The 20,855-nt window shown below is 67.4% G+C and carries 17 protein-coding genes and 1 riboswitch; of the genes, 4 read left to right on the forward strand and 13 right to left on the reverse strand.

Features of this window, described 5'->3' with window-relative positions:
• Positions 1-19: 19 nt before the first annotated feature.
• Positions 20-859 (forward strand): siderophore-interacting protein, encoded by an 840-nt coding sequence (locus ACFRJ8_RS18600; RefSeq protein WP_377987748.1) that lies wholly within the window; start codon positions 20-22, stop codon positions 857-859.
• Positions 860-939: 80 nt separating this feature from the next.
• Here the strand turns inward: ACFRJ8_RS18600 and ACFRJ8_RS18605 are convergent, their stop codons facing one another.
• Both ACFRJ8_RS18605 and ACFRJ8_RS18610 read right to left on the reverse strand, forming a co-directional pair.
• Positions 940-2,436 (reverse strand): threonine/serine exporter ThrE family protein, encoded by a 1,497-nt coding sequence (locus ACFRJ8_RS18605; RefSeq protein ID WP_377987750.1) that lies wholly within the window; start codon positions 2,434-2,436, stop codon positions 940-942.
• Positions 2,437-2,475: 39 nt separating this feature from the next.
• Complete coding sequence (locus ACFRJ8_RS18610; protein WP_377987752.1) at positions 2,476-3,549, reverse strand: lipid II:glycine glycyltransferase FemX; 1,074 nt, start codon at positions 3,547-3,549, stop codon at positions 2,476-2,478.
• Positions 3,550-3,663: 114 nt separating this feature from the next.
• Here ACFRJ8_RS18610 and ACFRJ8_RS18615 point away from each other — a divergent pair, with 114 nt between their 5' ends.
• Positions 3,664-4,230, forward strand: a complete 567-nt coding sequence (locus ACFRJ8_RS18615) for a TspO/MBR family protein (RefSeq protein WP_377987754.1) — start codon at positions 3,664-3,666, stop codon at positions 4,228-4,230.
• A 30-nt stretch (positions 4,231-4,260) separates the two neighbouring features.
• On the opposite strand, the gene ACFRJ8_RS18620 is transcribed toward ACFRJ8_RS18615, so the two are convergent.
• The 6 genes from ACFRJ8_RS18620 to ACFRJ8_RS18645 all read right to left on the reverse strand — a co-directional run bounded on the left by ACFRJ8_RS18620 (position 4,261) and on the right by ACFRJ8_RS18645 (position 13,245).
• On the reverse strand, positions 4,261-5,673 hold the full coding sequence (locus ACFRJ8_RS18620; protein ID WP_377987756.1) for an L-serine ammonia-lyase: 1,413 nt from the start codon (positions 5,671-5,673) through the stop codon (positions 4,261-4,263).
• Between the two features lie 159 nt (positions 5,674-5,832).
• Positions 5,833-7,146, reverse strand: coding sequence for a serine hydroxymethyltransferase (glyA, locus tag ACFRJ8_RS18625; RefSeq protein ID WP_377987758.1), 1,314 nt, complete (start codon positions 7,144-7,146; stop codon positions 5,833-5,835).
• An 8-nt stretch (positions 7,147-7,154) separates the two neighbouring features.
• Positions 7,155-7,538, reverse strand: a complete 384-nt coding sequence (gcvH, locus tag ACFRJ8_RS18630) for a glycine cleavage system protein GcvH (RefSeq protein ID WP_377987760.1) — start codon at positions 7,536-7,538, stop codon at positions 7,155-7,157.
• 620 nt (positions 7,539-8,158) lie between these two features.
• On the reverse strand, positions 8,159-9,307 hold the full coding sequence (gene gcvT, locus ACFRJ8_RS18635) for a glycine cleavage system aminomethyltransferase GcvT (RefSeq protein ID WP_377987761.1): 1,149 nt from the start codon (positions 9,305-9,307) through the stop codon (positions 8,159-8,161).
• Between the two features lie 12 nt (positions 9,308-9,319).
• Positions 9,320-12,217, reverse strand: coding sequence for an aminomethyl-transferring glycine dehydrogenase (gene gcvP, locus ACFRJ8_RS18640; RefSeq protein ID WP_377987763.1), 2,898 nt, complete (start codon positions 12,215-12,217; stop codon positions 9,320-9,322).
• A 156-nt stretch (positions 12,218-12,373) separates the two neighbouring features.
• A riboswitch (glycine riboswitch) is annotated at positions 12,374-12,472 on the reverse strand.
• Between the two features lie 233 nt (positions 12,473-12,705).
• The gene (locus ACFRJ8_RS18645) at positions 12,706-13,245 is read right to left on the reverse strand and encodes a TetR/AcrR family transcriptional regulator (RefSeq protein WP_377987921.1); all 540 of its coding nucleotides are present in this window, start codon (positions 13,243-13,245) and stop codon (positions 12,706-12,708) included.
• A gap of 68 nt (positions 13,246-13,313) precedes the next feature.
• Here ACFRJ8_RS18645 and ACFRJ8_RS18650 point away from each other — a divergent pair, with 68 nt between their 5' ends.
• Positions 13,314-14,900: an MFS transporter gene (locus ACFRJ8_RS18650; RefSeq protein ID WP_377987765.1), complete on the forward strand. Its 1,587-nt coding sequence runs from the start codon at positions 13,314-13,316 to the stop codon at positions 14,898-14,900.
• Positions 14,901-14,975: 75 nt separating this feature from the next.
• Here ACFRJ8_RS18650 and ACFRJ8_RS18655 read toward each other — a convergent pair whose 3' ends face one another.
• Positions 14,976-15,455: a Dps family protein gene (locus ACFRJ8_RS18655; protein ID WP_377987767.1), complete on the reverse strand. Its 480-nt coding sequence runs from the start codon at positions 15,453-15,455 to the stop codon at positions 14,976-14,978.
• A gap of 165 nt (positions 15,456-15,620) precedes the next feature.
• Positions 15,621-16,439 carry a sigma-70 family RNA polymerase sigma factor gene (locus ACFRJ8_RS18660; RefSeq protein WP_377987769.1) on the reverse strand — a complete coding sequence of 273 codons (819 nt, stop codon included), beginning with the start codon at positions 16,437-16,439 and terminating at the stop codon, positions 15,621-15,623.
• A gap of 242 nt (positions 16,440-16,681) precedes the next feature.
• Here ACFRJ8_RS18660 and flgN point away from each other — a divergent pair, with 242 nt between their 5' ends.
• Positions 16,682-17,197, forward strand: a complete 516-nt coding sequence (gene flgN / locus ACFRJ8_RS18665; protein WP_377987772.1) for a flagellar export chaperone FlgN — start codon at positions 16,682-16,684, stop codon at positions 17,195-17,197.
• A 14-nt stretch (positions 17,198-17,211) separates the two neighbouring features.
• On the opposite strand, the gene ACFRJ8_RS18670 is transcribed toward flgN, so the two are convergent.
• From ACFRJ8_RS18670 to ACFRJ8_RS18680, 3 genes are read right to left on the reverse strand one after another with little or no spacing between them, the layout of a single operon-like run.
• Positions 17,212-17,460, reverse strand: a complete 249-nt coding sequence (locus ACFRJ8_RS18670) for a carbon storage regulator (protein ID WP_277527751.1) — start codon at positions 17,458-17,460, stop codon at positions 17,212-17,214.
• A 9-nt stretch (positions 17,461-17,469) separates the two neighbouring features.
• Entirely contained in the window at positions 17,470-18,741 is a 1,272-nt protein-coding gene (locus tag ACFRJ8_RS18675) for a hypothetical protein (RefSeq protein ID WP_377987774.1), read from the reverse strand.
• Positions 18,719-20,767 carry a flagellar biosynthesis protein FlhA gene (locus ACFRJ8_RS18680; protein ID WP_377987776.1) on the reverse strand — a complete coding sequence of 683 codons (2,049 nt, stop codon included), beginning with the start codon at positions 20,765-20,767 and terminating at the stop codon, positions 18,719-18,721. The genes ACFRJ8_RS18675 and ACFRJ8_RS18680 overlap by 23 nt, the downstream gene beginning before the upstream one ends.
• Positions 20,768-20,855 lie beyond the last annotated feature (88 nt).

The raw sequence follows: 20,855 nt of genomic DNA on the forward strand, positions 1-20,855 counted from the left end.
CTTGGTTAGGCTTAGCTGCATGACTTCCGTCCCCGCCGCCACCACCGCCACCCGGAACTCGCGTCCGCAGACTGACCTGACGGTCCTGCGCAGGGAACAACTCTCCCCGCACATGGTCCGGATCATCGCAGGCGGCCCAGGCTTCGCCGGGTACGTCAACAACGACTATGTGGACCGGTACGTCAAGATCGCCTTTCCCCAACCCGGCATCGAATACCCGCAACCGCTGGACCTGTGGGCCATACGGGAAGCGATGCCGCGCGCTCAGTGGCCGCACACCCGGACGTACACGGTCCGCTGGGTGGACGCGGCGGCGCAGGAACTGGCCATCGATTTCGTGATCCACGGCGACGAGGGCCTCGCTGGCCCCTGGGCGGCCTCGGCCCAGCCCGGCGATCGTATGACCTTTACGGGCCCGGGCGGCGGGTACAACCCGGATCCAGCGGCGGACTGGTACCTGTTTGCCGGCGATGAATCCGCGCTGCCGGCCATCGGCGCCGCGATCGAATCCCTGCCGGCGGATGCCCGCGGCCTGGCCCTGCTTGAGGTGGACAGCGACGCCGACATCCAGGCCATTGCCGGACCGGCCGGCGTCGAGCTGCGCTGGCTCCTGCGCAGCGGCGTCCCCGCCGGAGAGAGCGACCTGCTGGTCGCGGCCGTGCGCGATGCCGAGTGGCCCGAGGGACGGGTGCAGGTCTTTGCCCACGGCGAGCGGGGCTACATGAAGGGCCTGCGGGAGGTCTTCTACGTGCAACGCGGGCTGGAGCGAGCCCAGGTTTCCCTCTCGGGCTACTGGGCCAGGGGCCGCGTGGAGGACGATTTCCAGGCGGAGAAGAAGCTGCCGATAGGCAAGATCTGACTGAGCAAGATCTAGAAGCGCAAAATCTAACGGAGCAACCCTACACGCGAGATCCAGGGCGCAGGGCCCGGTCGCGCCACTTAGCGGCGGCGGGCCCTGCGCCGTTCGTTGCTCGCCAGGCTGCGCGTCAGGGGCCGCGCCAGGGTGTCGCCGAGCACGATGCCGGCAGCGACGCCGAGCACGATCGCCCCGGCGTTGAGCATCCCGCCGGCGCCCATGAGAATCTCCGTTTCCTCGATGGTCAATACATACATGGACCGGAATATAGTCAGCCCGGGGAGCAGGATCAGGGCTGCGGGGACGGCCACAACCAGCTGGGGAGCGCCCATCCGGAGGGCCACCACGCGGGCCAGGAGGCCGATCACCACAGCCGCGAGAGCCGGGGCGAAGCGGGCCCCGATGCCCAGGGCGTCACCCCCGATCAGGACCAGATAACCCACCACGCCCACGGCCGCCGTCGGCAGCAGCAGCTTCCAGCTGGTCTGTTCGGTGATGCCGATCATCAGCACCGCAATGGCGATCAAAACGATGAGCACCCACAGGTCATACTTGGGCGGGAATGTTTTAGTCACGTCTATTGGGTCCATGCCGGTCATGTCTCCCACGACAAACCCGACGGCAATGCCGGCCACCAGCGCCCCGAAGGTCAGCATGGTGGACAGGAACCGGCCGGCGGCCGTGACCGGGAAGCCGTTGATCGCATCCTGCACCGATGACACGAGGCGTCCCGTCGGCAGTAGCAGCAGGATCCCGCCGACCACCACGATCTCCGGGGCAATCTGCACGCCCAGCGGGGCGCCAAAACGCCACAACAGCAGGGCGACGATTGTCACCAGGAACGAACACGAGGCGGTGATGAAGAAGTCCGGCGTACGCCAGCGGCCCAGCTGACGGGCCAGCAGGCTGACCAGCAGGTTGGAGAGGAAGGCGACTATTGAGGCGCCCAGCCCGCCGCCTAGGACACCCACGAAGACGGCGGAGAACACGCCGAAGGCCACAGTGACCATCCACCGCGGGAATGGCTTGGGGCTGCGGGTAATGTCATCGAGCCGGCGCACAGCCTCTTCGCGTCCCACGCCGCCGGAAACGATATCCGTGACCAGCTGGTGCACTTGCGAGAGGCCCGCGTAGTTGTTGGTCCAGGACCGCACGACACGCAGCAAGGTGATAGGCGTCTGGTCCTTGGGGGCATAGTTGATGGCCACCGACTGGTTGGTGATGTCCACTTCGATGTTCTTCAGCCCCAGCGCAGCGGTGATCGCGATGATGCTGGTCTCAACTTCGAGGGCGCCTGCCCCGTACCGGAACATGGACTCCGCCAGTTTCAGGGCGAAGTCGATGGTTTTGCGGGCTGCGGCGTCCACCCCGCCGACCTGGATCATCGGGTTGGCGTACGGGCTGCCGGCGAGCCGGTCCACAATGGACATCGGCGCCGTCGGCGGGTTTTCGCCCTGGACCAGGCGGCGCAGCATCCGCTTGGCCGCGGCGTTCTGGCGCACCTGCATGGCCGACATCGGCTGCGTCCGGGGCAGGCCGTCCGTGGGCGGCCTGCGGTGGCCGTCGTTTCCGTTGTTCATTCCGGCCTCCTCACTGTCCTTGGCTGTCCGTGTCGTTTTTTAGTAGAACTGTTGACCTGTGCGCCGGGTGTAGAGCTGGCGTGCCACGCGCTCCCCCGCCGTCATCCAGGCTTTGTACTTCAGCGGACTCAGGACCTGGTCGTAGCAGCCGACGAAGTCCGTCACGGTCTTGCTGAAACTGGTCTTGAACAGGCCCAGTCCATGGAACGGGTTCGACGTGTCCTTGAGCTTGGCGCTCGGCGGGGTGCCGCAGAAGTCGTATTCGGTACAGCCGAGTTCTTTGACCTGGTTGATCGCAGTCCACTGCACGAGGTGCGAGTCGCCGTACTGGCCGCGCTTCTGCAGGGAGCCGCCGTCCTTGTACGTTCCCTTGCGGCCGTAGTTGATCACGAACGCGCCAACCGAGGGCACGCCGTTTTCATACACGAACAGGAGCCTGCCCTGGTCACGGGCCAGGAAGTTGGTCCAGAACTGGCGGTAGTACTCGTACTCGCGCACCCGGACCTGGGATTTAGCTTCCACCGTGTTGGTCATCAGGGCATACATGGACCGGAAGTTCTCTTCCGTGGGCTCGGCGTTGTGGACCTCCACGCCCTCGCGGATGGCCCGGCGAACGGCGTTACGGCCCCGGGAGTGGAGATTGCGCAGCAGCTGGTTTTCCTCGGGCGCAATATCGAGCAGCGCCGTCGAGTCGTTGGGCTGCAGGTTGTGGGTCTTGACCAGGCCAGCCCCTTCGAGGACCCGCACGGCGTCGTCAGAGAGAACGATGTCCGGCTCGATCTTGATCGCGAAGACGCCCAGCCTGGCCCTTTTGATGAAGTCCGCGTTTGCCGCGGCGATCCCCGGGATGTCCTCGACGGACGCCACGTCGGGTCCCTTGATCAGGTACCAGAGCTTGCCGAGAAGCGGAAACGACTTCTCCAGGACCAGGTTGTAGCTGGTGTAATCGGCCGTCTCGTAGACAAGGTGCAGGGGCTTCCAGCCAAAGTGCTGCTTGACCTCGGCGAAGGCTTCCGATTGCAGGAGATTGCCGCCATTGGGGTTCGCCGTGACGAGGGCATCCCAGTTGGCAATCTCCTCGGCAGAGGCAAAGCGGGCAGTGAATTCACGCAAGGGTGCGGTATCCAATCATTGCGGTACGAGCTTCGGCGGCATGCAGACATGCAGCCCCAAGTCTATCGGTCCGCACCCTGCCGCCAGTCCGGCCTAGACGGTTACGCTGGTCTCATGCAGGCTCAGCAACAACCGCTGGAAGGCCGTCCCGGGGCGCCCACCGGCCGCTCGCGGGGCGCCGGCAGCGGCTACGGCGCCGGCTCCCAAGTCGTCGCCTTCTTCCTGTTCCTCGGCGCGTCGGCGCTGGTTGCGGGCATCGGCAGCCTGGCCACGGCCAAGTACGTCAACGGCTGGTACGCCACAGCCGATACAGCCCCTTGGTCGCCACCAAACTGGGTCTTCGGGGCGGTCTGGACGGTTCTGTACGCCGCCATGGCAGTCGCGGCGTGGCTGGTCTGGCGCAGCCACGCCGAGGGATCCAAGAAGGCCCTGACGGCCTACGGCGTGCAGCTGGTGCTGAACCTGCTCTGGACACCGGTCTTCTTTGGCCTGTACCCGGTGCTCGGGACGCCGGCGCTGTGGATCGCCTTCGGGATCATCGTGGCATTGGCTGTGGCCGTGGCCGTGACGGTGGTACTTTTCGGTCCGATCAGCCGGATGGCAGGACTGCTGATGCTGCCCTACCTGTCCTGGATCGTGTTCGCATCCTCACTGAACCTGTGGGCGGCGCTGCACAACTGAAGCACCTGCCTTCCAGCCTCAATCGGCTCCCTAGCACTCCACGACGTTGACGGCGAGGCCGCCCATGGCGGTTTCCTTGTACTTGGAGCTCATGTCCTTGCCGGTTTCCCGCATGGTCACGATGACCTCGTCCAGGGAGACGCGGTGGGTGCCGTCGCCCCACAGGGCCATCTTGGCCGCGTTGATGGCCTTCGCAGCAGCGATCGCGTTCCGTTCGATGCACGGGACCTGGACGAGCCCGCCGATCGGATCACACGTCAGGCCCAGGTTGTGCTCCATCGCGATTTCCGCGGCGTTCTCCACCTGCTGGGGGGTGCCGCCCATGACTTCGGCCAGGCCGGCGGCCGCCATCGAGGACGCCGAGCCGACCTCGCCCTGGCAGCCGACTTCGGCGCCGGAAATCGAGGCCTGCTCCTTGTAGAGCACCCCGATGGCGCCGGCGGTCAGCAGGAACTTGACCACGACGTCGTCGCGGTCGGCCTGGGTTGCCTTGTCCATGCCGGGGGCGAAGTGCAGCGCGTAGTAGAGCACGGCCGGGATGATGCCCGCGGCGCCGTTGGTGGGCGCGGTGACCACGCGGCCACCGGAGGCGTTTTCCTCATTCACGGCCAAGGCGATCAGGTTGACCCATTCCTGCCAGTACTTCGGGTCCCGGTAGTCGGGGTCCTGGCCGCGGGTCTCCTTCAAGAGCCGCTCGTGCCAGTCGGGGGCGCGGCGCCGGACCTTGAGCCCGCCCGGGAGCAGACCCTCGCGCTTGAGGCTGACCTCGACGCAGCCTTCCATCACCGAGTAGATGTGCAGCAGACCTTCGCGGATCTCGGCCTCGGTACGGGAGGCGCGCTCGTTGACCAGCATGATCTCGCCGATCGAGAGGCCCTTGGACTGGCAGCGGCCCAGGAGTTCGGCGGCCGTGCGGAAGGGCAGGGGAAGTTCCTTTTTCGACTCGTCGAGTTCCTTCAGGGCCGCGTCCTCCTCGCCGTCGCGGACAATGAAGCCGCCACCGACGGAGAAGAACGTGGCCTGGTGCAGGGTTTCGCCCGCGGCGTCGGAAACCGTGAACGTCATTCCGTTGGTGTGCCGGGGCAGGATGGTCAGCGGCCGCAGGACCATGTCCTTCACGCCGTAGGGCAGGGCGACGGATCCGGCCAGCTGCAGGGTGCCGGTCTCGGCGATCGCGGCCAGCCGGTCCTCCATTTCCTCGGGCAGGATCTGCTCGGGGTGGAAGCCCTCGAGTCCGAGCAGGATGGCCGTCATGGTGCCGTGGCCGTGGCCCGTGGCAGCGAGGGAGCCGTAGAGGTCCACCCGCAGCGACGCCACCTCTGCCAGCTTGCCGAGGGACTTGAGTTCTTCGGCGAAGACGGCGGCGGCCCGCATGGGCCCCACGGTGTGCGAGCTGGACGGCCCTATTCCGATGGAAAAGAGGTCGAAGACTCCAACAGCCATTGTCGGTTCCTAACTAGGTCTTGCTGTGGCCCGGCAGAGGGTCTTGCCGGAAGGCGGTCCGGCCGCAGGTAGGCGGCAGTCCCGCCGATGCACGACGCCGGGCGGCGGCTTGTGGCCGCGGCCCGCCCGGCGTCGTGTCTTACTTCAGTCTTACGTCGCTTAAGCGAGGTTATCAACCGAGGGGTAGAGCGGGTGGGCGGCGGCGAGGGCCTCCACCCTGGTGCGCAGGCCGGACAGATCCGCGCCGGCGTCGGCGATCAAAGCCTCGGCGATGATGTCCGCAACCTCGGCGAAGGCTGCCTCGCCGAAGCCGCGGGTAGCCAGCGCCGGGGTGCCGATGCGCAGCCCGGAGGTGACCATCGGCGGACGCGGATCGAACGGGACGGCGTTGCGGTTGACCGTGATGTCGATGTCCGCGAGGCGGTCCTCGGCTTCCTGCCCGTTGAGCTCGCACTCGCGCAGGTCCACCAGGACCAAGTGCACATCGGTGCCGCCGGAGATCACGTTGATCCCCTTCGCGGTCACGTCCGGCTGGACCAGACGCTCGGCGAGGATCCTGGCACCGGCCAGGACCCGCTCCTGGCGTTCCTTGAACTCCGGGGACGCGGCGATCTTGAACGCCACGGCCTTGCCGGCGATCACGTGCTCCAGCGGCCCGCCCTGCTGTCCGGGGAACACCGCCGAGTTGATCTTCTTGGCAATGTCCGCGTCGTTGGAAAGGATGATGCCGCCGCGCGGACCGGCGAGAGTCTTGTGCGTCGTGGAGGTGGTGACGTGGGCGTGCGGGACCGGGCTCGGGTGCAGGCCAGCCGCCACCAGTCCGGCGAAGTGGGCCATGTCCACCATCAGGTAGGCGCCCACGGAATCGGCGATCCGGCGGAACTCGGCGAAGTCCAGCTGCCGGGCGTACGCGGACCAGCCGGCAACGATCAGGGCCGGCTTGTGCTCCTGGGCCAGGCGCTCCACCTCGGCCATGTCGATCCGGTGGTCCTCCTCGCGGACCTGGTACGGGATGACGTTGTAGAGCCGGCCGGAGAAGTTGATCTTCATCCCGTGCGTCAGGTGCCCGCCGTGCGCCAGGTTCAGGCCCATGATGGTGTCACCCGGACGGATCAGGGCATGCATGACTGAAGCGTTGGCCTGCGCGCCGGAGTGCGGCTGGACGTTGGCGTATTCCGCGCCGAACAGGGCCCTGACCCGGTCAATCGCGAGCTGTTCGATCACGTCAACGTGCTCGCAGCCGCCGTAGTAGCGCTTGCCCGGGTAGCCCTCGGCGTACTTGTTGGTCAGCACCGAACCCTGCGCCTGCATGACAGCCTTGGCGGTGTGGTTCTCCGAGGCGATCATCTCCAGGCCATCGCGCTGGCGGGTCAGCTCGGCGTCGATCTTCGCGGCGATCTCCGGATCCAGGGCGGAGAGGTCCGCGTCCAGGCTCGGGGAGACGACCTGCTCGAAAGCCACGGTCCCGGTCATTGCCCCGCTCACAGTTCGCCACCGTTCTTGGAAGCGTAGTCCTCTGCCGAGAGCAGCGGGCCGTCTGATTCGGCGGCGACTTTGAACAGCCAGCCGGCGCCGTAGGGGTCGCTGTTGATCAGCGAGGGGTCATCGACGACGGCGGGGTTGGTTTCGGTGACCTCGCCCGTGACCGGCGCGTAGAGGTCCGAGACGGACTTGGTCGATTCGACCTCGCCGCAGGTCTCCCCCGCGGTCACCGCTGAGCCGACCTCGGGCAGGTCAACATAGACGATGTCGCCGAGGGCGTCCGTGGCGACGGCGGAGATGCCGATGGAAACGACGTTCCCGGCCTCCCGCGCAACCCACTCGTGCTCGTCGGAGTACTGCAGTTCAGGGGCAACTTTTGCCATGTGTTTTTCCTTTACGTTTGAAAAGTCGTGGGCTGAATCAATTGTGGCTGGGTTACGCGGCGGGACTGGTCGGGCTGGGTGGCGGATGAGGCAATTCCTCCGCGTGCTCGGTCGCGAAGGCGCCCGCTGGGCGGACGCGACGCTCCCTTAGACGCACGCTTCCGGAATCCCCTCACCCGCCGCTATTCAGTTCAGTTCTGGACGCCAACAGTTTTCGAAAAGACACCAGTTCCGGAAGAAACCGTGGCCGTTCGTATTCTTCTAGAGCCTGGCTACTTCTTGGCTTTAAGGGTGTCATCAAGCTCAACCCCCAATGATCGAGCTTGGGACAAACCAGGGCCGCGGTAGGCGGCATATCCCCAGCACCTTTGGCTTTCGAAGGCGCCGGTTCCCGTCGGTCCGGATGTGGCGTGATGTCTCAAAGGTGACTTGTCCTCGAGGGGCTGGCCGGGCTGGGTTTTCGAAAGCGTGCGTCTAAGCGAGCGGCCGCCGTCAGGGTTCCCTAACCGAGCTTGCGAGGTTAGGGGGACGGCGGGTCAAGCGAGCGAGCACGCGTGAAAACTCAGACGGACAGCCCCGGTGCCGGCCACAAGACAGACACCGGGACAGGCCTTGTCGGGCTACTTTTGGCGCTTGTAGAAAGGCAGTGCGACAACTTCGAACGGCTCGGCCTTGCCGCGGAGGTCGATGTCCAAGGTGGTGCCGGGCTCGGTGAGCTCGACGTCGACGTAGGCCATCGCGACCGGGTAGCCGAGGCTGGGGCTGGGCTGGCCGGAGGTGACTTCGCCCACGACGTTGCCGTCCTTCAGGACCGGGTAGTGGCCGCGGCCGGCCCGGCGTCCGAGGCCCTTGAGCCCGACGAGCTTGCGGCCCGTCGTGGCGCCGGCGCCGGCTTCCTTCTTGGCGGCCAGCGCGGCCTTGCCGATGAAGTCGCCTTCCTTTGACAGCGCGACGACGGGGCCCAGGCCGGCGGCGAACGGATCGCCTTCGAGGGAGAGCTCATTGCCGTAGAGCGGCATGCCCGCCTCGAGGCGGAGCGAATCGCGGGATGCGAGCCCGGCGGGGGTCAGCTCGCCGTCTTCGGCGATGGCGACAAGCGCCTGCCAAAGGGCGGCGGCGTCGTCGTTGGCAACGAAGATCTCGAAGCCGTCTTCACCGGTGTAGCCGGTGCGGGCCAGCAGGAGGTCGTGGCTGGCGCCGCCGAACATGAAGGGGACGTCCACGGCGGCGTAGTACTTCAGATCCGTGACGAGTTCGTGCTGCGCGGCGGGAACCAGGCGCAGCAGGATCTCCTGGGCCTTGGGCCCCTGAACGGCGATCAGCGAGGTCTCGGCGGAGGCGTCCTGGACCGTGACCTCCAACCCGCCTTCTTGGGCAGAACCAGCACGCTCGGCCAGGGCAGCAGCCACGACCTTGGCGTTGCCCGCGTTGGGGACCACCAGGAACTTCTGCTCGCCACGGCGGTAGGTGATGAGATCGTCGATGATGCCGCCGTCCTCGTTGCAGATCAGCGAGTATTTAGCCTTGCCAATGGCCATCGCGGAGATCTTGCCCACGAGGGCGTAGTCCAGGAATGCTGCGGCGTCCGGGCCGGTGACCCAGACTTCGCCCATGTGGGAGAGGTCGAACAGGCCCGCGGACTTGCGGACGGCGTGGTGCTCGGCGAGTTCGGAGCTGTACTTCAGGGGCATCTGCCAGCCGCCGAAGTCCGTGAAGGAGGCGCCGAGCTTCTTGTGCTCTTCGTACAGGGCCGTGTAATTCTCAGTCATCGTTGGCTGTCCTTAGTTGGCGGAGTCGGAGTTGGCGGAGTCGTCGGAGTGGTCCTCGAAGGCCTCGAGGGGTGGGCACGAGCAGATCAAATTCCGGTCCCCCGCGGCGCCGTCGATCCGGCCGACCGGCGGGAAGTACTTGTCCTGCCTGAGCGTGTGGACCGGGAAGACGGCCTGCTCACGGGGGTATTCGCGCGTCCAGTCCGTGCTGATGACGGCAGCGGCTGTGTGCGGGGCGTTGCGCAGCGGGCTGTGCTCCACAGTGAAGTCGCCGTGGGCCACCTGGTCGATCTCGGCGCGGATGGCCACCATGGCCGTGATGAAGCGGTCGATCTCGCCGAGGTCCTCGGACTCGGTGGGCTCCACCATCAGGGTGCCGGCCACCGGGAACGCGAGGGTGGGGGCGTGGAAGCCGTAGTCGATCAGGCGCTTGGCCACGTCCTCGGCGGTCACGCCGGTCTTGGCCGTGAGTTCGCGCAGGTCCAGGATGCACTCGTGGGCCACGAGGCCGCCTTCGCCGGTGTAGAGCACCGGGAAGGAATCGTTCAGGCGTGCGGCGATGTAGTTCGCCGCGAGCAGCGCCGACTTGGTGGCCTCGGTGAGGCCCCGGCCGCCCATGAGCTTCACGTAGGCCCAGGAGATCGGCAGGACGCCGGCGGAGCCGTAGCGGGAGGCCGAAATCGGGGTGCCGTCGGCGCCGTTGGCCGGGTCCGCAGCGTTGCCCGGCATAAAGGGGGCGAGGTGCGACTTGGCCGCGACAGGGCCAACGCCCGGTCCGCCGCCGCCGTGCGGGATGCAGAAGGTCTTGTGCAGGTTCAGGTGCGAGACGTCGCCGCCGAACATGCCGGGCTGTGCCAGCCCGACGAGGGCGTTGAGGTTGGCGCCGTCGATGTAGACCTGGCCGCCGGCGGCGTGGATCGCGTCGCAGACCTCGCGGACGTCGGCGTCGTACACCCCGTGCGTGGACGGGTAGGTGATCATGATGCAGGACAGGGCATCCTTGTTGGCCTCGATCTTGGCGGACAGGTCCGCATGGTCGATCGTGCCGTCCGAGGCGGTGGCCACCACGACCACCTTCATGCCGGCGAGCACGGCCGAGGCGGCGTTGGTGCCGTGGGCCGAGGCCGGGATCAGGCAGACGTTGCGCTGGGCGTCACCGCGGGAGAGGTGGTAGCCACGGATGGCCAGCAGGCCGGCGAGCTCGCCTTGGGAACCGGCGTTGGGCTGGATGGAGACCTGGTCGTAGCCGGTGATCTCGGTCAGCTGGGCTTCGAGGTCCTCGATCAGTTCGCGCCAGCCGGCGGTCTGGGATTCCGGGGCGAAGGGGTGGATGGAGGCGAACTCCGGCCAGGAGATGGCTTCCATCTCGGCCGTGGCGTTCAGCTTCATGGTGCACGAACCCAGCGGGATCATGGTGCGGTCCAGGGCGAGGTCACGGTCCGAGAGACGGCGGATGTAGCGCAGCAGCTGGGTTTCGGAACGGTGGGTATTGAACACGGGGTGCTGCAGGTAGTCGGAGGTGCGCTCGACAGCGGCGTCCAGGCCGAAACCGTCGGCCGTGTCAGTCACGGACGCGCCGAACGCGGCGATGACGTCGGCGACGATTTCCACGGTTGTGGCCTCATCGGCGGAGATGCCGACGGTGTCGGCGTCGATGGCGCGCAGGTTGACGCCCTTGGCGTCGGCGGCCGCGATGATCTCTGCGGCACGGCCCGGGACGGAGACGGTGATCGTGTCGAAGAAGGAGGTGTGCAGCACCTGCAGGCCGGCGGCCTTGAGGGCGGCGGCGATGGTCTTGGCGTGGACGTGGACGGTCTCGGCGATTGCCTTCAGCCCGTCGGGGCCGTGGTAGACGGCGTAGAAGGAAGCCACGATGGCCAACAGGGCCTGGGCGGTGCAGATGTTGGAGGTGGCCTTCTCACGGCGGATGTGCTGCTCGCGGGTCTGCAGGGCCAGTCGGTAGGCCGGGACACCGGCGTTGTCCTTGGAGACACCCACGAGGCGGCCGGGCATGGAGCGCTCAAGCCCCTTCTGGACGGCCATGTAGGCGGCGTGCGGGCCGCCGAAGAACAGCGGCACGCCGAAGCGCTGGGCGGAGCCGACGGCGATGTCCGCGCCCTGCTCGCCCGGGGACGTGATGAGCGTCAGGGAGAGGAGGTCGGCGGCGACCGTGACGAGGGCGCCGCGTTCCTTGGCATCGGCGATCACGGCGGTGTGGTCAAACACGCGGCCGGAGACGCCCGGCTGCTGCAGGACGACGCCGTTGATGACGCCGTCGGGCAGGCCCTTGGAGAGGTCGGCGACCTCGACCTCGAAACCGAGGGCTTCGGCGCGGCCCTTGACGATGGCGATGGTCTGCGGGAGGCAGTCGGCGTCGAGGACGGTCTTGCCGTCGTGGGCCGACTTGTTCTTGTTGGCGCGGCGCATCATCAGTACGGCCTCGGCCACCGCGGTGGCTTCGTCCAGCAGCGAGGCGTTGGCGATCGGCAGGCCGACGAGGTCCTGGACCATGGTCTGGAAGTTCAGCAGGGCCTCGAGCCGGCCCTGGGAGATCTCCGGCTGGTACGGCGTATACGCGGTGTACCAGGCCGGGGCTTCGAGGATGTTGCGGCGGATCACCGGCGGGGTGAGCGTGTCGTAGTAGCCCTGCCCGATCATCTGCACGGCGGTCTTGTTCTTCGCGGCCAGCTTGCGCAGCTCGGCGAGGACTTCAACTTCGCTGAGGGCGGCGGAGAGCGCGAGGTCGGAGTCCTGCCGGATGTCCTTCGGAACGGCGGTATCCACGAGGGCGTCGACGGTGTCGTAGCCGACAGCCTTCAGCATGGCGTCGACGTCGGCCTGGCGGCGCGCGCCGATGTGCCGGTCAACGAAGGACGTGGAGGCTGGGGTAACAGTCACAAGGAACTCCATAACTCAGGCGGCGCAGGGTACGCCACATTGATTCGGGTTCCTCCCCGCTCTGTATTGGACCTGAGAGTTTCCGCGCAGCCTAAGTTTTCAGGGCTCCGCTTGCACCGTCGGTGAGCACAGCATGTCCGGGACACGCCTGCTACTTTCCAGAGATGCCTTGCCGCGGCGGTACGTGGGCCTGAGAGATTCCTGGGGAGGATTTGCTCCTACGGCGCCTGCTTGTACCTACTTGCAGGACTCTCCCGCCGCAGATCAAAGGCGTATTCAATTTGGGGGTGACAACAGTCACAGCTCCCATTGTCCTATGCCGGGCCCGCGTCCGCAAACTCCCGGCCACCGGCGCACTCAGGTTACGGGCGAGGAGCCCGCCTGAGTGTCTCCGCCAACGCGAATTCGCCGGAAAGCTGCGGGGTCGCTGCAAATTTCCGGCGAAGCCGCAGGGTTCCGGCGATCTCGGCGGGGGTGGGTGTTAGCGGCGGGCCTCGGCGTCAGCGGCGCAGCCGCTCGACGGCGGCGAGGAGGCTCTCGACCTCCGCCTCAACCTCCGGGAGCGGCCCACCGGGGCCCCGGCCCAGCATGGCGTTGAAGTACAGCCCGTCCCCCATGTACAGGACGGCCTTCGCCATGGCGGGTCCGACGTCGGCCGCCAGCAGTTCCAGCCAGCCCGTCTGGGCGTCCGCGAAGCGGCGCAGGGTCTCCCCGTGCGCCACCTCGGCCAGCCTCGTCGCCGCCACGAACACCCGGTCCATGGGCGTGTCCGCCCACACCGAGGACTTGATGAAGTACGACGCCGCCCCTTCGGGGGCCGCTGCCATGGCCGCAACATCGGCCGCCAGGTGCCGGTCCAGCCGTTCCAGCAGGACCGCGATCATCGCCTCCTTGGTCGGGAAGTGGTAGAGCAGGCCGCCCTTGGAGACACCGGCCCGGCGCGCGACGGCGTCCAGCGTCGCGGCGCGTTCACCGACTTCGATGAGCAGGGCTTCGAAAGCATCGAGGACGGCCTCGCGGGCGACAGGTTTCCTGGGCATGCCTCCCATCATGCCTGTCCAGCCGCGCATTTCTTAACTGTACCGTCCAGACGGTATAGTTACGTCGTATGAGCATCCCATCGATCACCGCCGTCACCAGCACCCCGGCGGCCACGGGTCCCCGCGCCCCGTGGCGCGACTGGGTGGCGCTGGCCCTGCTGATGTTCCCCGTCCTGCTCGTGGCCGTGGACAACACCGCCCTGACGTTCGCCCTGCCGGCCATCGCCACCAGCCTGGACGCCTCCGGCGTCGAGCTGCTCTGGATCGTCGATGCCTATCCCCTGGTCCTGGCAGGACTGCTGGTCGCGATGGGCTCCCTGGGCGACCGGATCGGACGGCGCCGCCTGCTCTTCATGGGCAGCGCAGGTTTTGCCGCGGTGTCGGCCGCGACGGCGTTCGCACCGAGCGCCGAATGGCTGATCGCCGGCCGCGCCGGGCTTGGCCTCTTCGGCGCCATGCTCATGCCGTCCACGCTTTCCCTGATCCGCAACATCTTTCCGGAGCCCAACCGGCGCAGGCTGGCTGTGGCGATCTGGGCCGCTGGCTTCTCCGGGGGCGCCGCCCTCGGCCCGATTGCCGGCGGTTGGCTGGTGGAACACTTCTGGTGGGGCGCCGTCCTGCTGGTCGCGGTGCCGATCATCCTGCCCCTGCTGCTGCTCGGTCCGGTGCTGATACCGGAATCCCGCGACCCGAAGCCCGGCCGCGTGGACGTGCCCAGCATTGTGCTGTCCCTGCTGGTCATGGTGCCCGTTGTCTACGGGATCAAGACCCTCGCCACGCACGGGCCTGCACCAGAAGCCTTCGCGAGCATTGGCGCCGGCCTGTTCATGGGCTGCGTATTCATCCGGCGGCAGCGCGCACTTGCCCGTGTCCACAAAAGAGACGACAGTACGGCGCCGATGCTCGATATCAGCCTCTTCGGCAACCCGGTCTTCAGCACGGCCATCATTGCCAACGTCCTTGCGCTGTTCTCCTTCAATGGCTTCATTCTGTTCCTGGCCCAGCACCTGCAGCTGCTGGAGGGCCAGTCCCCCTCGGCGTCCGGGGTCGCCATGGTCCCGGCCCTCATCGCCACGGTTGTTGCGGGGCTGCTGGTGGTGCCGCTGGTTCGCAAGGTGCGGCCCGGCTTTGTCGTGGCGGGCGGGCTGCTGCTGAGCGCGGCGGGCTATTTCCTGGTGGCATTCGGCGACCACAGCCACGGCCCGTCCCTGCTGCTGGCCGCGCTGATGATTCTCTGCCTGGGGGTGGGCGCCGCGGAGACGATCTCCAACGACCTGATCCTGGGTGCGGCGCCTGCCGACAAGTCGGGGGCCGCCGCGGCCATCTCCGAGACCGGCTACGAAGTGGGGTCCCTGCTGGGCACTGCGATCCTAGGCTCGATCCTGACGGCCTCCTACCAAGGCAACCTCCGGCTCCCCGCGGGTGTGGCCGAGCTCGCCCCGGCCGCGGCAACCAGCCAGGCCGGTGAAACCCTCGCCGGCGCGGTGGAGCTCGCCCGGATGCTCCCGGCTCCGCTGGCGGAAGCAGTGACGGCGGCCGCACGCACGGCTTTCGACTCTGGTGTCCACGTCACGGCGTCAATTGCGTTGGTCCTGATGACCGGGGCCTGCGTACTCGCCGCCGTTGTCCTGCGGACTGTGCCTAAGGCCAAATAGCTTAAACACCAGCGTCCGGCACCGGGAGAAACCCGGCACCGGACGCTGGTGTTTTTGTGAGGGGCGGGCTGGTTGCTACTTGTTGTCCGGAGTGGTGACGCTGGCGTTTGCCCGCATGGTTTCGGCATTCACCATCCAGGCATACTGCTCAAGCTTGGCAATGAACGCGTGCAGGAGGTCGGCGGTGGTGGGGTCTTCCTCATCCACTTCGTCGTGCACTTTGCGCATGGTGCCGACGGCCGCCTCGAGGGCCGCGACAATCCGCTCGATGGCGTCCTTCGTGTTGATCAGGCCGGAGGGGAACTCGGCGAGTGCGGTGGACTTGGAAACCGTGGAACTGCGGCCGTCCGGCAGGGCGTGGAGGGCGCGCATGCGCTCGGCGAGGTCGTCCGCGAACTCCCGGGCGGCGTCGACGATTTCGTCCAGCTGGAGGTGCAGGTCCCGGAAATTAGTCCCCACGATGTTCCAGTGCGCCTGCTTGCCTTGAACGTGGAGTTCGATCAGGTCCACTAGGACCGCCTGCAGGTTGGCCGTCAGTGTAGGTGTTGCTTTCATGCATCCTCCTCGATAGAACCGGTACCTTGCGGGCCGCGGGCGCCATTTGCTGGCACCCCGGCCGATGCTTCCGACGCTACCGCAGGGCAGCGACGGGCCGCGACGGTTCTGGGAGGAATTTCTCCGTCAGCTTACTAAGTCGGCTTACTAATCGTTCCGGGATGCTTAGACTGCCTCGTTGAGGGCCGGCCCCCGCTGGAATAGGGCCCGCGTGATGCCGCCGGAGGTGGACTGGGAGAGCTGCGTGAGGTAGTCGTTGCGGCGCCTCGGGGTAATCCTGGACTGGGGTTCGAACGGCTGCTCGGGGTCGTCAGCGTAGTGTGCGGTCAGTCCGTCACGCATGAGCCGGATGGCCTCCGAACGCTGCTGGGACACCGCCGCGTGCGTGGATCCGAGTTCCGCGGCCAGGTCCTTGACCGTCCGGTCACCAAAGTAGATCTCCTCCACCACGTAGCGCATCCGTTCCGGAAGGGACTTCACGGCCGCCCGCAGGTACTGGAGCCGTTCGTCCGCGAGCACGGAGTGTTCCGGGGTGAGGGTTTCGGCGGCGAGAGTATCCACCACGGCCTCATCGAGGGGCGTCAGCGTGCGCGAGGCATCCGCGAGCGCGGCCTCCACAACGCTTTGCTGGACGCCCAGCGCGGAGGCGATCTCCTCCACTGTGGGGGTGCGGCCCAGGGCGGACGCCAGGGTTTCCTGCACGGACATGGTTTCCTTGATCCGCCGGCGGGCGGAGCGGGTGGCCCAGTCGCTGGCCCGCATCTCGTCCGCAAAGGCGCCAAGGATGCGCCGGCGGGCGAACGCGCCGAAGGGCACGCCGAGGTCCGGATCGAACGAATCGGCCGACGTTATCAGGGCGATAGCACCAGCCGAGGCCAAGTCATCGCGAGAAAGGTGTGACGCCTTCGAGCACAAATCTGAAACGAGATACCCCACCAGCGGAAGGTGCTGCGTGACCATCTCGTTGCGTTCCACGCGATTCAATACTGTGTCCCCCCATGAGACCGGATCCGAAGGGTCATAGACCCTTAAAACGCCGAGAGCCGCACCCAAACCGACCGGCACTCCCCCCATTGGAGTCAGCGGCCGCAAGTAGGGCGCAGCACCCATGGTGGAAACCTATCACCTGATCCAAGATCTGCGTGTACCCTCAGGGAAAAGCTTGGCAAAAAATGCGGTGACCGTCCCAAAGCTGTGATTCACGGGGCGTAAAGAGAATGGGGCCAATGAGCGCAAGCGATCTCTCCGCGGCATTGTGGCAGGAACGGCGGCACTTGGAGCTGCTTCTGTTTAGGCTGGAAACGCAGCGTCTGCACGTCGAGGCCGGGAATCTGGAATGGCTGAACTTCATGGCCTCCGAGATTGAAACCGTATTGGATCGCCTGCGCTTCGAAGCCCTGGCCCGGAGTGTTGAATCCGCCGCCGTTGCGGCCCAGTGGGGCCTGCCGGCGCAAACCACGCTCGTCGAACTGATTGCGGCCGCACCAGCCGGGCCCTGGTCCGAGATCCTGCGTGAACATCTGGAGGCCCTGCACGCACTCCTGGCCCGGCTTGGCGAGGCCGCCCGGGTGAACGAAGAGGCACTGCGGACCCTCCCCCTGCCGGAACGCCCCGGCCCGGCGGGGACGGCAGGGCTGCTGGATCAGCTCACCACGAGCGGAAACCTGGAGAGGTCCCTGGCCGTGGTCCGGCGTTCAGCCCAGCCGCTCCTGGCCCAGTATCTGGGCGGGGACCAGGACTGATCCGGCGCGGGTCCTCAGCCCTCGGCGGGAGTGGCGCGCGGGGGAACGAGCCCTCGCAGCGCGTCCTCGGCGTCGGGGCCAGCTTCCGCCGCCGCGAGGTTTGCCGCCGCGATGGCTTCGATGACTTCCCGGCGCTGGATGGGCACACCGCGGGGTGCCTCAATGCCTATCCGAACACCGTCGCCGCGGCCTTCCAGAACCGTGATGACGATGCCGTCGCCGATCATGATCTGTTCGCCCGGCTTGCGTGTAAGTACCAGCATCCTCTCAATCTACCCTTCAGCGCGGGGCGCGTAGGACGACTCCCGCTCGTTCTGCCATGTCGGAGCCGGCCCTGCCGGGCGCCCGTCGATCCAGCCCACGGGCAGCCGCAATCCGTTGACGCTCTCGGGTGACCCGGTCTCCGCGGCCCCGACCACCGCTACGGCACTGACGTTGAGCTGGGCGGACAGCACGCTGACCCAGCGCGCCGTGTCCTCGTGCTTGCGTCCGGCGTCGACCACCACCCAGATTTGGTCGGCCGAGAGCGCGGCCACGGACTGCACCCGGGCCAGGGCGTTGCGGGCTTTGCCGAGTCCGAACGCCACCAGGACCGTGCGCTCCGTCACCACAGCATGGGCGCGCGCGGCTGTGGCGCTTTGGCGTCCGTCGACGTGCAGGTGGCCATACGCGGAGAGCTCGCCGGCGGTCCGCACATCGGCACCGCCGGCCGCCGTGGACATTGTCAGGGCAGCGTCCATGGCGTCCTCCCCCAGCCCGATCAGGACCACGAGATCGCCGACGCCGGTCAGCGGGGCAAGCGCGCCCGGCGCACGGGCCGCCGAACTGCCCGGTGCGGTGGGCGGCGCGGCAAGCGGGGCGCCAGCGGAGGCCGGCCGACCGGCGTCGCTGGCTGTGGGCGGTACGGCAGCGGTGCCCGGATCGACGGCGACGGCCGGCCGCCCGGGGTTACCGGCGGCGGCGGCCGGTTCCGCCGGGGTCCGGAGCCCGGCGCCAAGCTGTTCCAGAAGTTCCGCGAAGTCCGGCGATTCGGTGGACACACCTGCAGCTGCGGGCCGGTGCAGGCTCAGCTCAACGGCGTCTGCCTCTTCCAGCAGTGCGGCGATGGCGGCGCCCTGAAAGTGATGGGACGGGAGGTGATGAGTCGAGCCGGGGGTGCCCGGTGCCGTCGCAGGGCCCGCCGGCGCTCCGGACTGGGCTGCCGGCCGGGCCGGCGCTGCGGAAGCCGTGCCGGCGTCGTCCTTCCCGGCGTCGTTCTCCCCGGCAGCATCCCCGGCGGGACTCCTGGCGGGGATGCTGGCGGCCGTGCCCGGCTCGGTCCCGGCCAGGATGTCGGCGTCGGGCACTACTTCGCCGGTGACCACCTCGTGCTTGGACAGGATCTCGATCATGGCCTCGTAGCGGTCCTGGGCGAAGAGCCCGGCGATTCCCGGGCTGATGACGCGTTCGGCGGACACGATTCGGGCCGCGGGTCCGTATAGCTGTTCTGCCTTGCGGCGGATTTCCTCGAGCGAGGCTCCCTTAAGCCGATAGCGGTTCGGCATGGCGCACCACTCCTACTGTTTCGATCCGGACGTTGGCAGAGGTCACCTCGCGGTAGGACAACACGGGCACGGACCCGGGCTGCCCACCGATGAGGCGGTGGATGGCGGGCCGGAGCGCCGGTGCGCACACGAGCACGGCCTGGCGGTTGGCGGCGGCCGCTGCGTCGACGGCGGAGCCGACCGAGCGGAGCACGGCGTCGAGCTTGTCCTGTCCCATGACGATCTGGCTGCCGCCTTCCGCGGGGCGCATGTCCTCGAGCATGTGCTGTTCGAGGACGGGGTCGATCATGATGACGTTGAGCACCGGCCCGTCCATGAACTTGGCCGTGAGGGCGGGGCCGAGGGCCTGCCGGGCGGCTTCCACCAGCGATTCCGGGTCCGTGGAAATCTTGGCCCGGAGCGTGAGGGCCTCGTAGATCCGGGCGAGGTCGTTGATGGGCACCTGCTCATCCAGGAGTCCCTGGAGGACCCGCTGCAGCTCGGCCAGGGAGAGCAGGGCCGGGGTCAGCTCGTCGACGGCGGAGGGGCTTTGCTTGCGCACGCCCTCGGTCAGCACCCGGACGTCCTCGCGGGAGAGCAGCCGGGCAGCGTTCGCCGCGACAATCGAGGACAGGTGGGTGACCAGGACGGAGACCCGGTCGATCACTGTCGCGCCCGTCATTTCGGCGTTGTGGCGCATTTCCCCCGGGATCCACTTGCCGGCAAGGCCGAACACGGGCTCGATCATGGCCGGGCCGGGCAGCGAGTCCAGGTTCTCGCCCAGCGCCAGCATTTGGCCGCTCGGGGCCGTGCCGCGCCCGGCTTCCACACCGGCGATCCGGATGGAATAGGTGGCCGGCGGCAGGTCCACGCTGTCCCTCGTGCGCACGGGCGGGATGACGAGGCCCAGCTCCATGGCGATCTTGTGCCGGAGCGACCGGACCCGGGCCAGAAGGTCGTCGGAGGCGCCGGAGACCATGTCCACGAGATCCGGTGCCAGCAGGATCTCCACGGGGTGGACCCGCATGTCCTCCAGCAGTTTCTCGTTGGGATCCATTTCCGGGAAGTTCAGCGCCGCCGACTCAGCCTCCCGGGCTGTCTCCGCCTGCTTCTGGTTTACGGCGGTCCGGCGGGAGGCGATGATCAATCCGGCGCCGACGAGGACGAACGGCAGGGGCGGCATGCCGGGAATCAAGGCCATGGCGACGGCGGCGACGCCGGCGATCATGAGCGCGTTTGGTGACTGCAGCAGCTGCGTGGAGGCCGTCCGGCCCATGTCCGACTCGGCGTTGGACCGGGTCACGATCATGCCGGTGGAGACGGCCATGAGCAGCGCCGGGATCTGTGTAACGAGTCCGTCGCCCATGGTCAGCAGGCCGTAGGTGTTCAGGGCGTCGCCGATTTCCATGCCGCGCTGCAGCATGCCAATGGCGATGCCGCCGATGAAGTTGATGATGATAATGATGATGCCCGCGATGGCATCGCCCTTCACGAACTTCGAGGCGCCGTCCATGGCGCCGTAGAAATCGGCCTCGGCCGAGACCTCGGCGCGCCGCTCCCGGGCCTGGGTGTCGGTGAGGAGTCCGGCGTTGAGGTCGGCGTCGATTGCCATCTGCTTGCCGGGCATGGCATCGAGGGTGAACCGCGCGCCCACCTCGGCCACGCGCTCGGCGCCCTTGGTGACCACGACGAACTGGATCACGACGAGGATGAGGAACACCACGGCGCCGATGATCATGGAGCCGCCCACCGTGACCTTGCCGAAGGCCTCAATGACCTGCCCGGCGTACCCGTTGCCCAGGACCAGGCGGGTGGAGGCGACGTTGAGGCCCAGCCGGAACAGCGTGGCAACGAGCAGCAGGGACGGGAACACGGAGAAGTCCAGCGGCTTCTTCACAAACATGCTGGTCAACAGGACCAGCAGCGCCAGCAGGATGTTGCAGACGATGAGGAAGTCGAGCAGGGGCGCGGGCACGGGAACCACCAGCAGGAGCACGATCCCCACGATGCCGATGGGCACCGCCAGCCGGTTCAGCCTGTTGTTCATGGTGCGGTCCTTTCACAGACGCTGGTTCCCAAAGTGTTCATACGGCCCGTCACGGTGTGCTGCGTGCTGTGGTGCTTGCTGTAGTCCA

Source organism: Arthrobacter sp. NPDC056886, from assembly GCF_042788715.1.
In the GTDB taxonomy this organism is placed as follows: domain Bacteria; phylum Actinomycetota; class Actinomycetes; order Actinomycetales; family Micrococcaceae; genus Arthrobacter.

Bases quoted from the DNA above. Each gene is read 5' to 3' on its own strand.
- glyA (WP_377987758.1), bottom strand. From the start codon at position 7,146: ATGACCGGGACCGTGGCTTTCGAGCAGGTCGTCTCCCCGAGCCTGGAC.
- ACFRJ8_RS18645 (WP_377987921.1), bottom strand. From the start codon at position 13,245: ATGCCCAGGAAACCTGTCGCCCGCGAGGCCGTCCTCGATGCTTTCGAA.
- ACFRJ8_RS18650 (WP_377987765.1), top strand. From the start codon at position 13,314: ATGAGCATCCCATCGATCACCGCCGTCACCAGCACCCCGGCGGCCACG.
- ACFRJ8_RS18670 (WP_277527751.1), bottom strand. From the start codon at position 17,460: ATGCTGGTACTTACACGCAAGCCGGGCGAACAGATCATGATCGGCGAC.
- gcvT (WP_377987761.1), bottom strand. From the start codon at position 9,307: ATGACTGAGAATTACACGGCCCTGTACGAAGAGCACAAGAAGCTCGGC.
- ACFRJ8_RS18655 (WP_377987767.1), bottom strand. From the start codon at position 15,455: ATGAAAGCAACACCTACACTGACGGCCAACCTGCAGGCGGTCCTAGTG.
- gcvH (WP_377987760.1), bottom strand. From the start codon at position 7,538: ATGGCAAAAGTTGCCCCTGAACTGCAGTACTCCGACGAGCACGAGTGG.
- ACFRJ8_RS18620 (WP_377987756.1), bottom strand. From the start codon at position 5,673: ATGGCTGTTGGAGTCTTCGACCTCTTTTCCATCGGAATAGGGCCGTCC.
- flgN (WP_377987772.1), top strand. From the start codon at position 16,682: ATGAGCGCAAGCGATCTCTCCGCGGCATTGTGGCAGGAACGGCGGCAC.
- gcvP (WP_377987763.1), bottom strand. From the start codon at position 12,217: ATGGAGTTCCTTGTGACTGTTACCCCAGCCTCCACGTCCTTCGTTGAC.
- ACFRJ8_RS18605 (WP_377987750.1), bottom strand. From the start codon at position 2,436: ATGAACAACGGAAACGACGGCCACCGCAGGCCGCCCACGGACGGCCTG.
- ACFRJ8_RS18600 (WP_377987748.1), top strand. From the start codon at position 20: ATGACTTCCGTCCCCGCCGCCACCACCGCCACCCGGAACTCGCGTCCG.
- ACFRJ8_RS18680 (WP_377987776.1), bottom strand. From the start codon at position 20,767: ATGAACAACAGGCTGAACCGGCTGGCGGTGCCCATCGGCATCGTGGGG.
- ACFRJ8_RS18615 (WP_377987754.1), top strand. From the start codon at position 3,664: ATGCAGGCTCAGCAACAACCGCTGGAAGGCCGTCCCGGGGCGCCCACC.
- ACFRJ8_RS18675 (WP_377987774.1), bottom strand. From the start codon at position 18,741: ATGCCGAACCGCTATCGGCTTAAGGGAGCCTCGCTCGAGGAAATCCGC.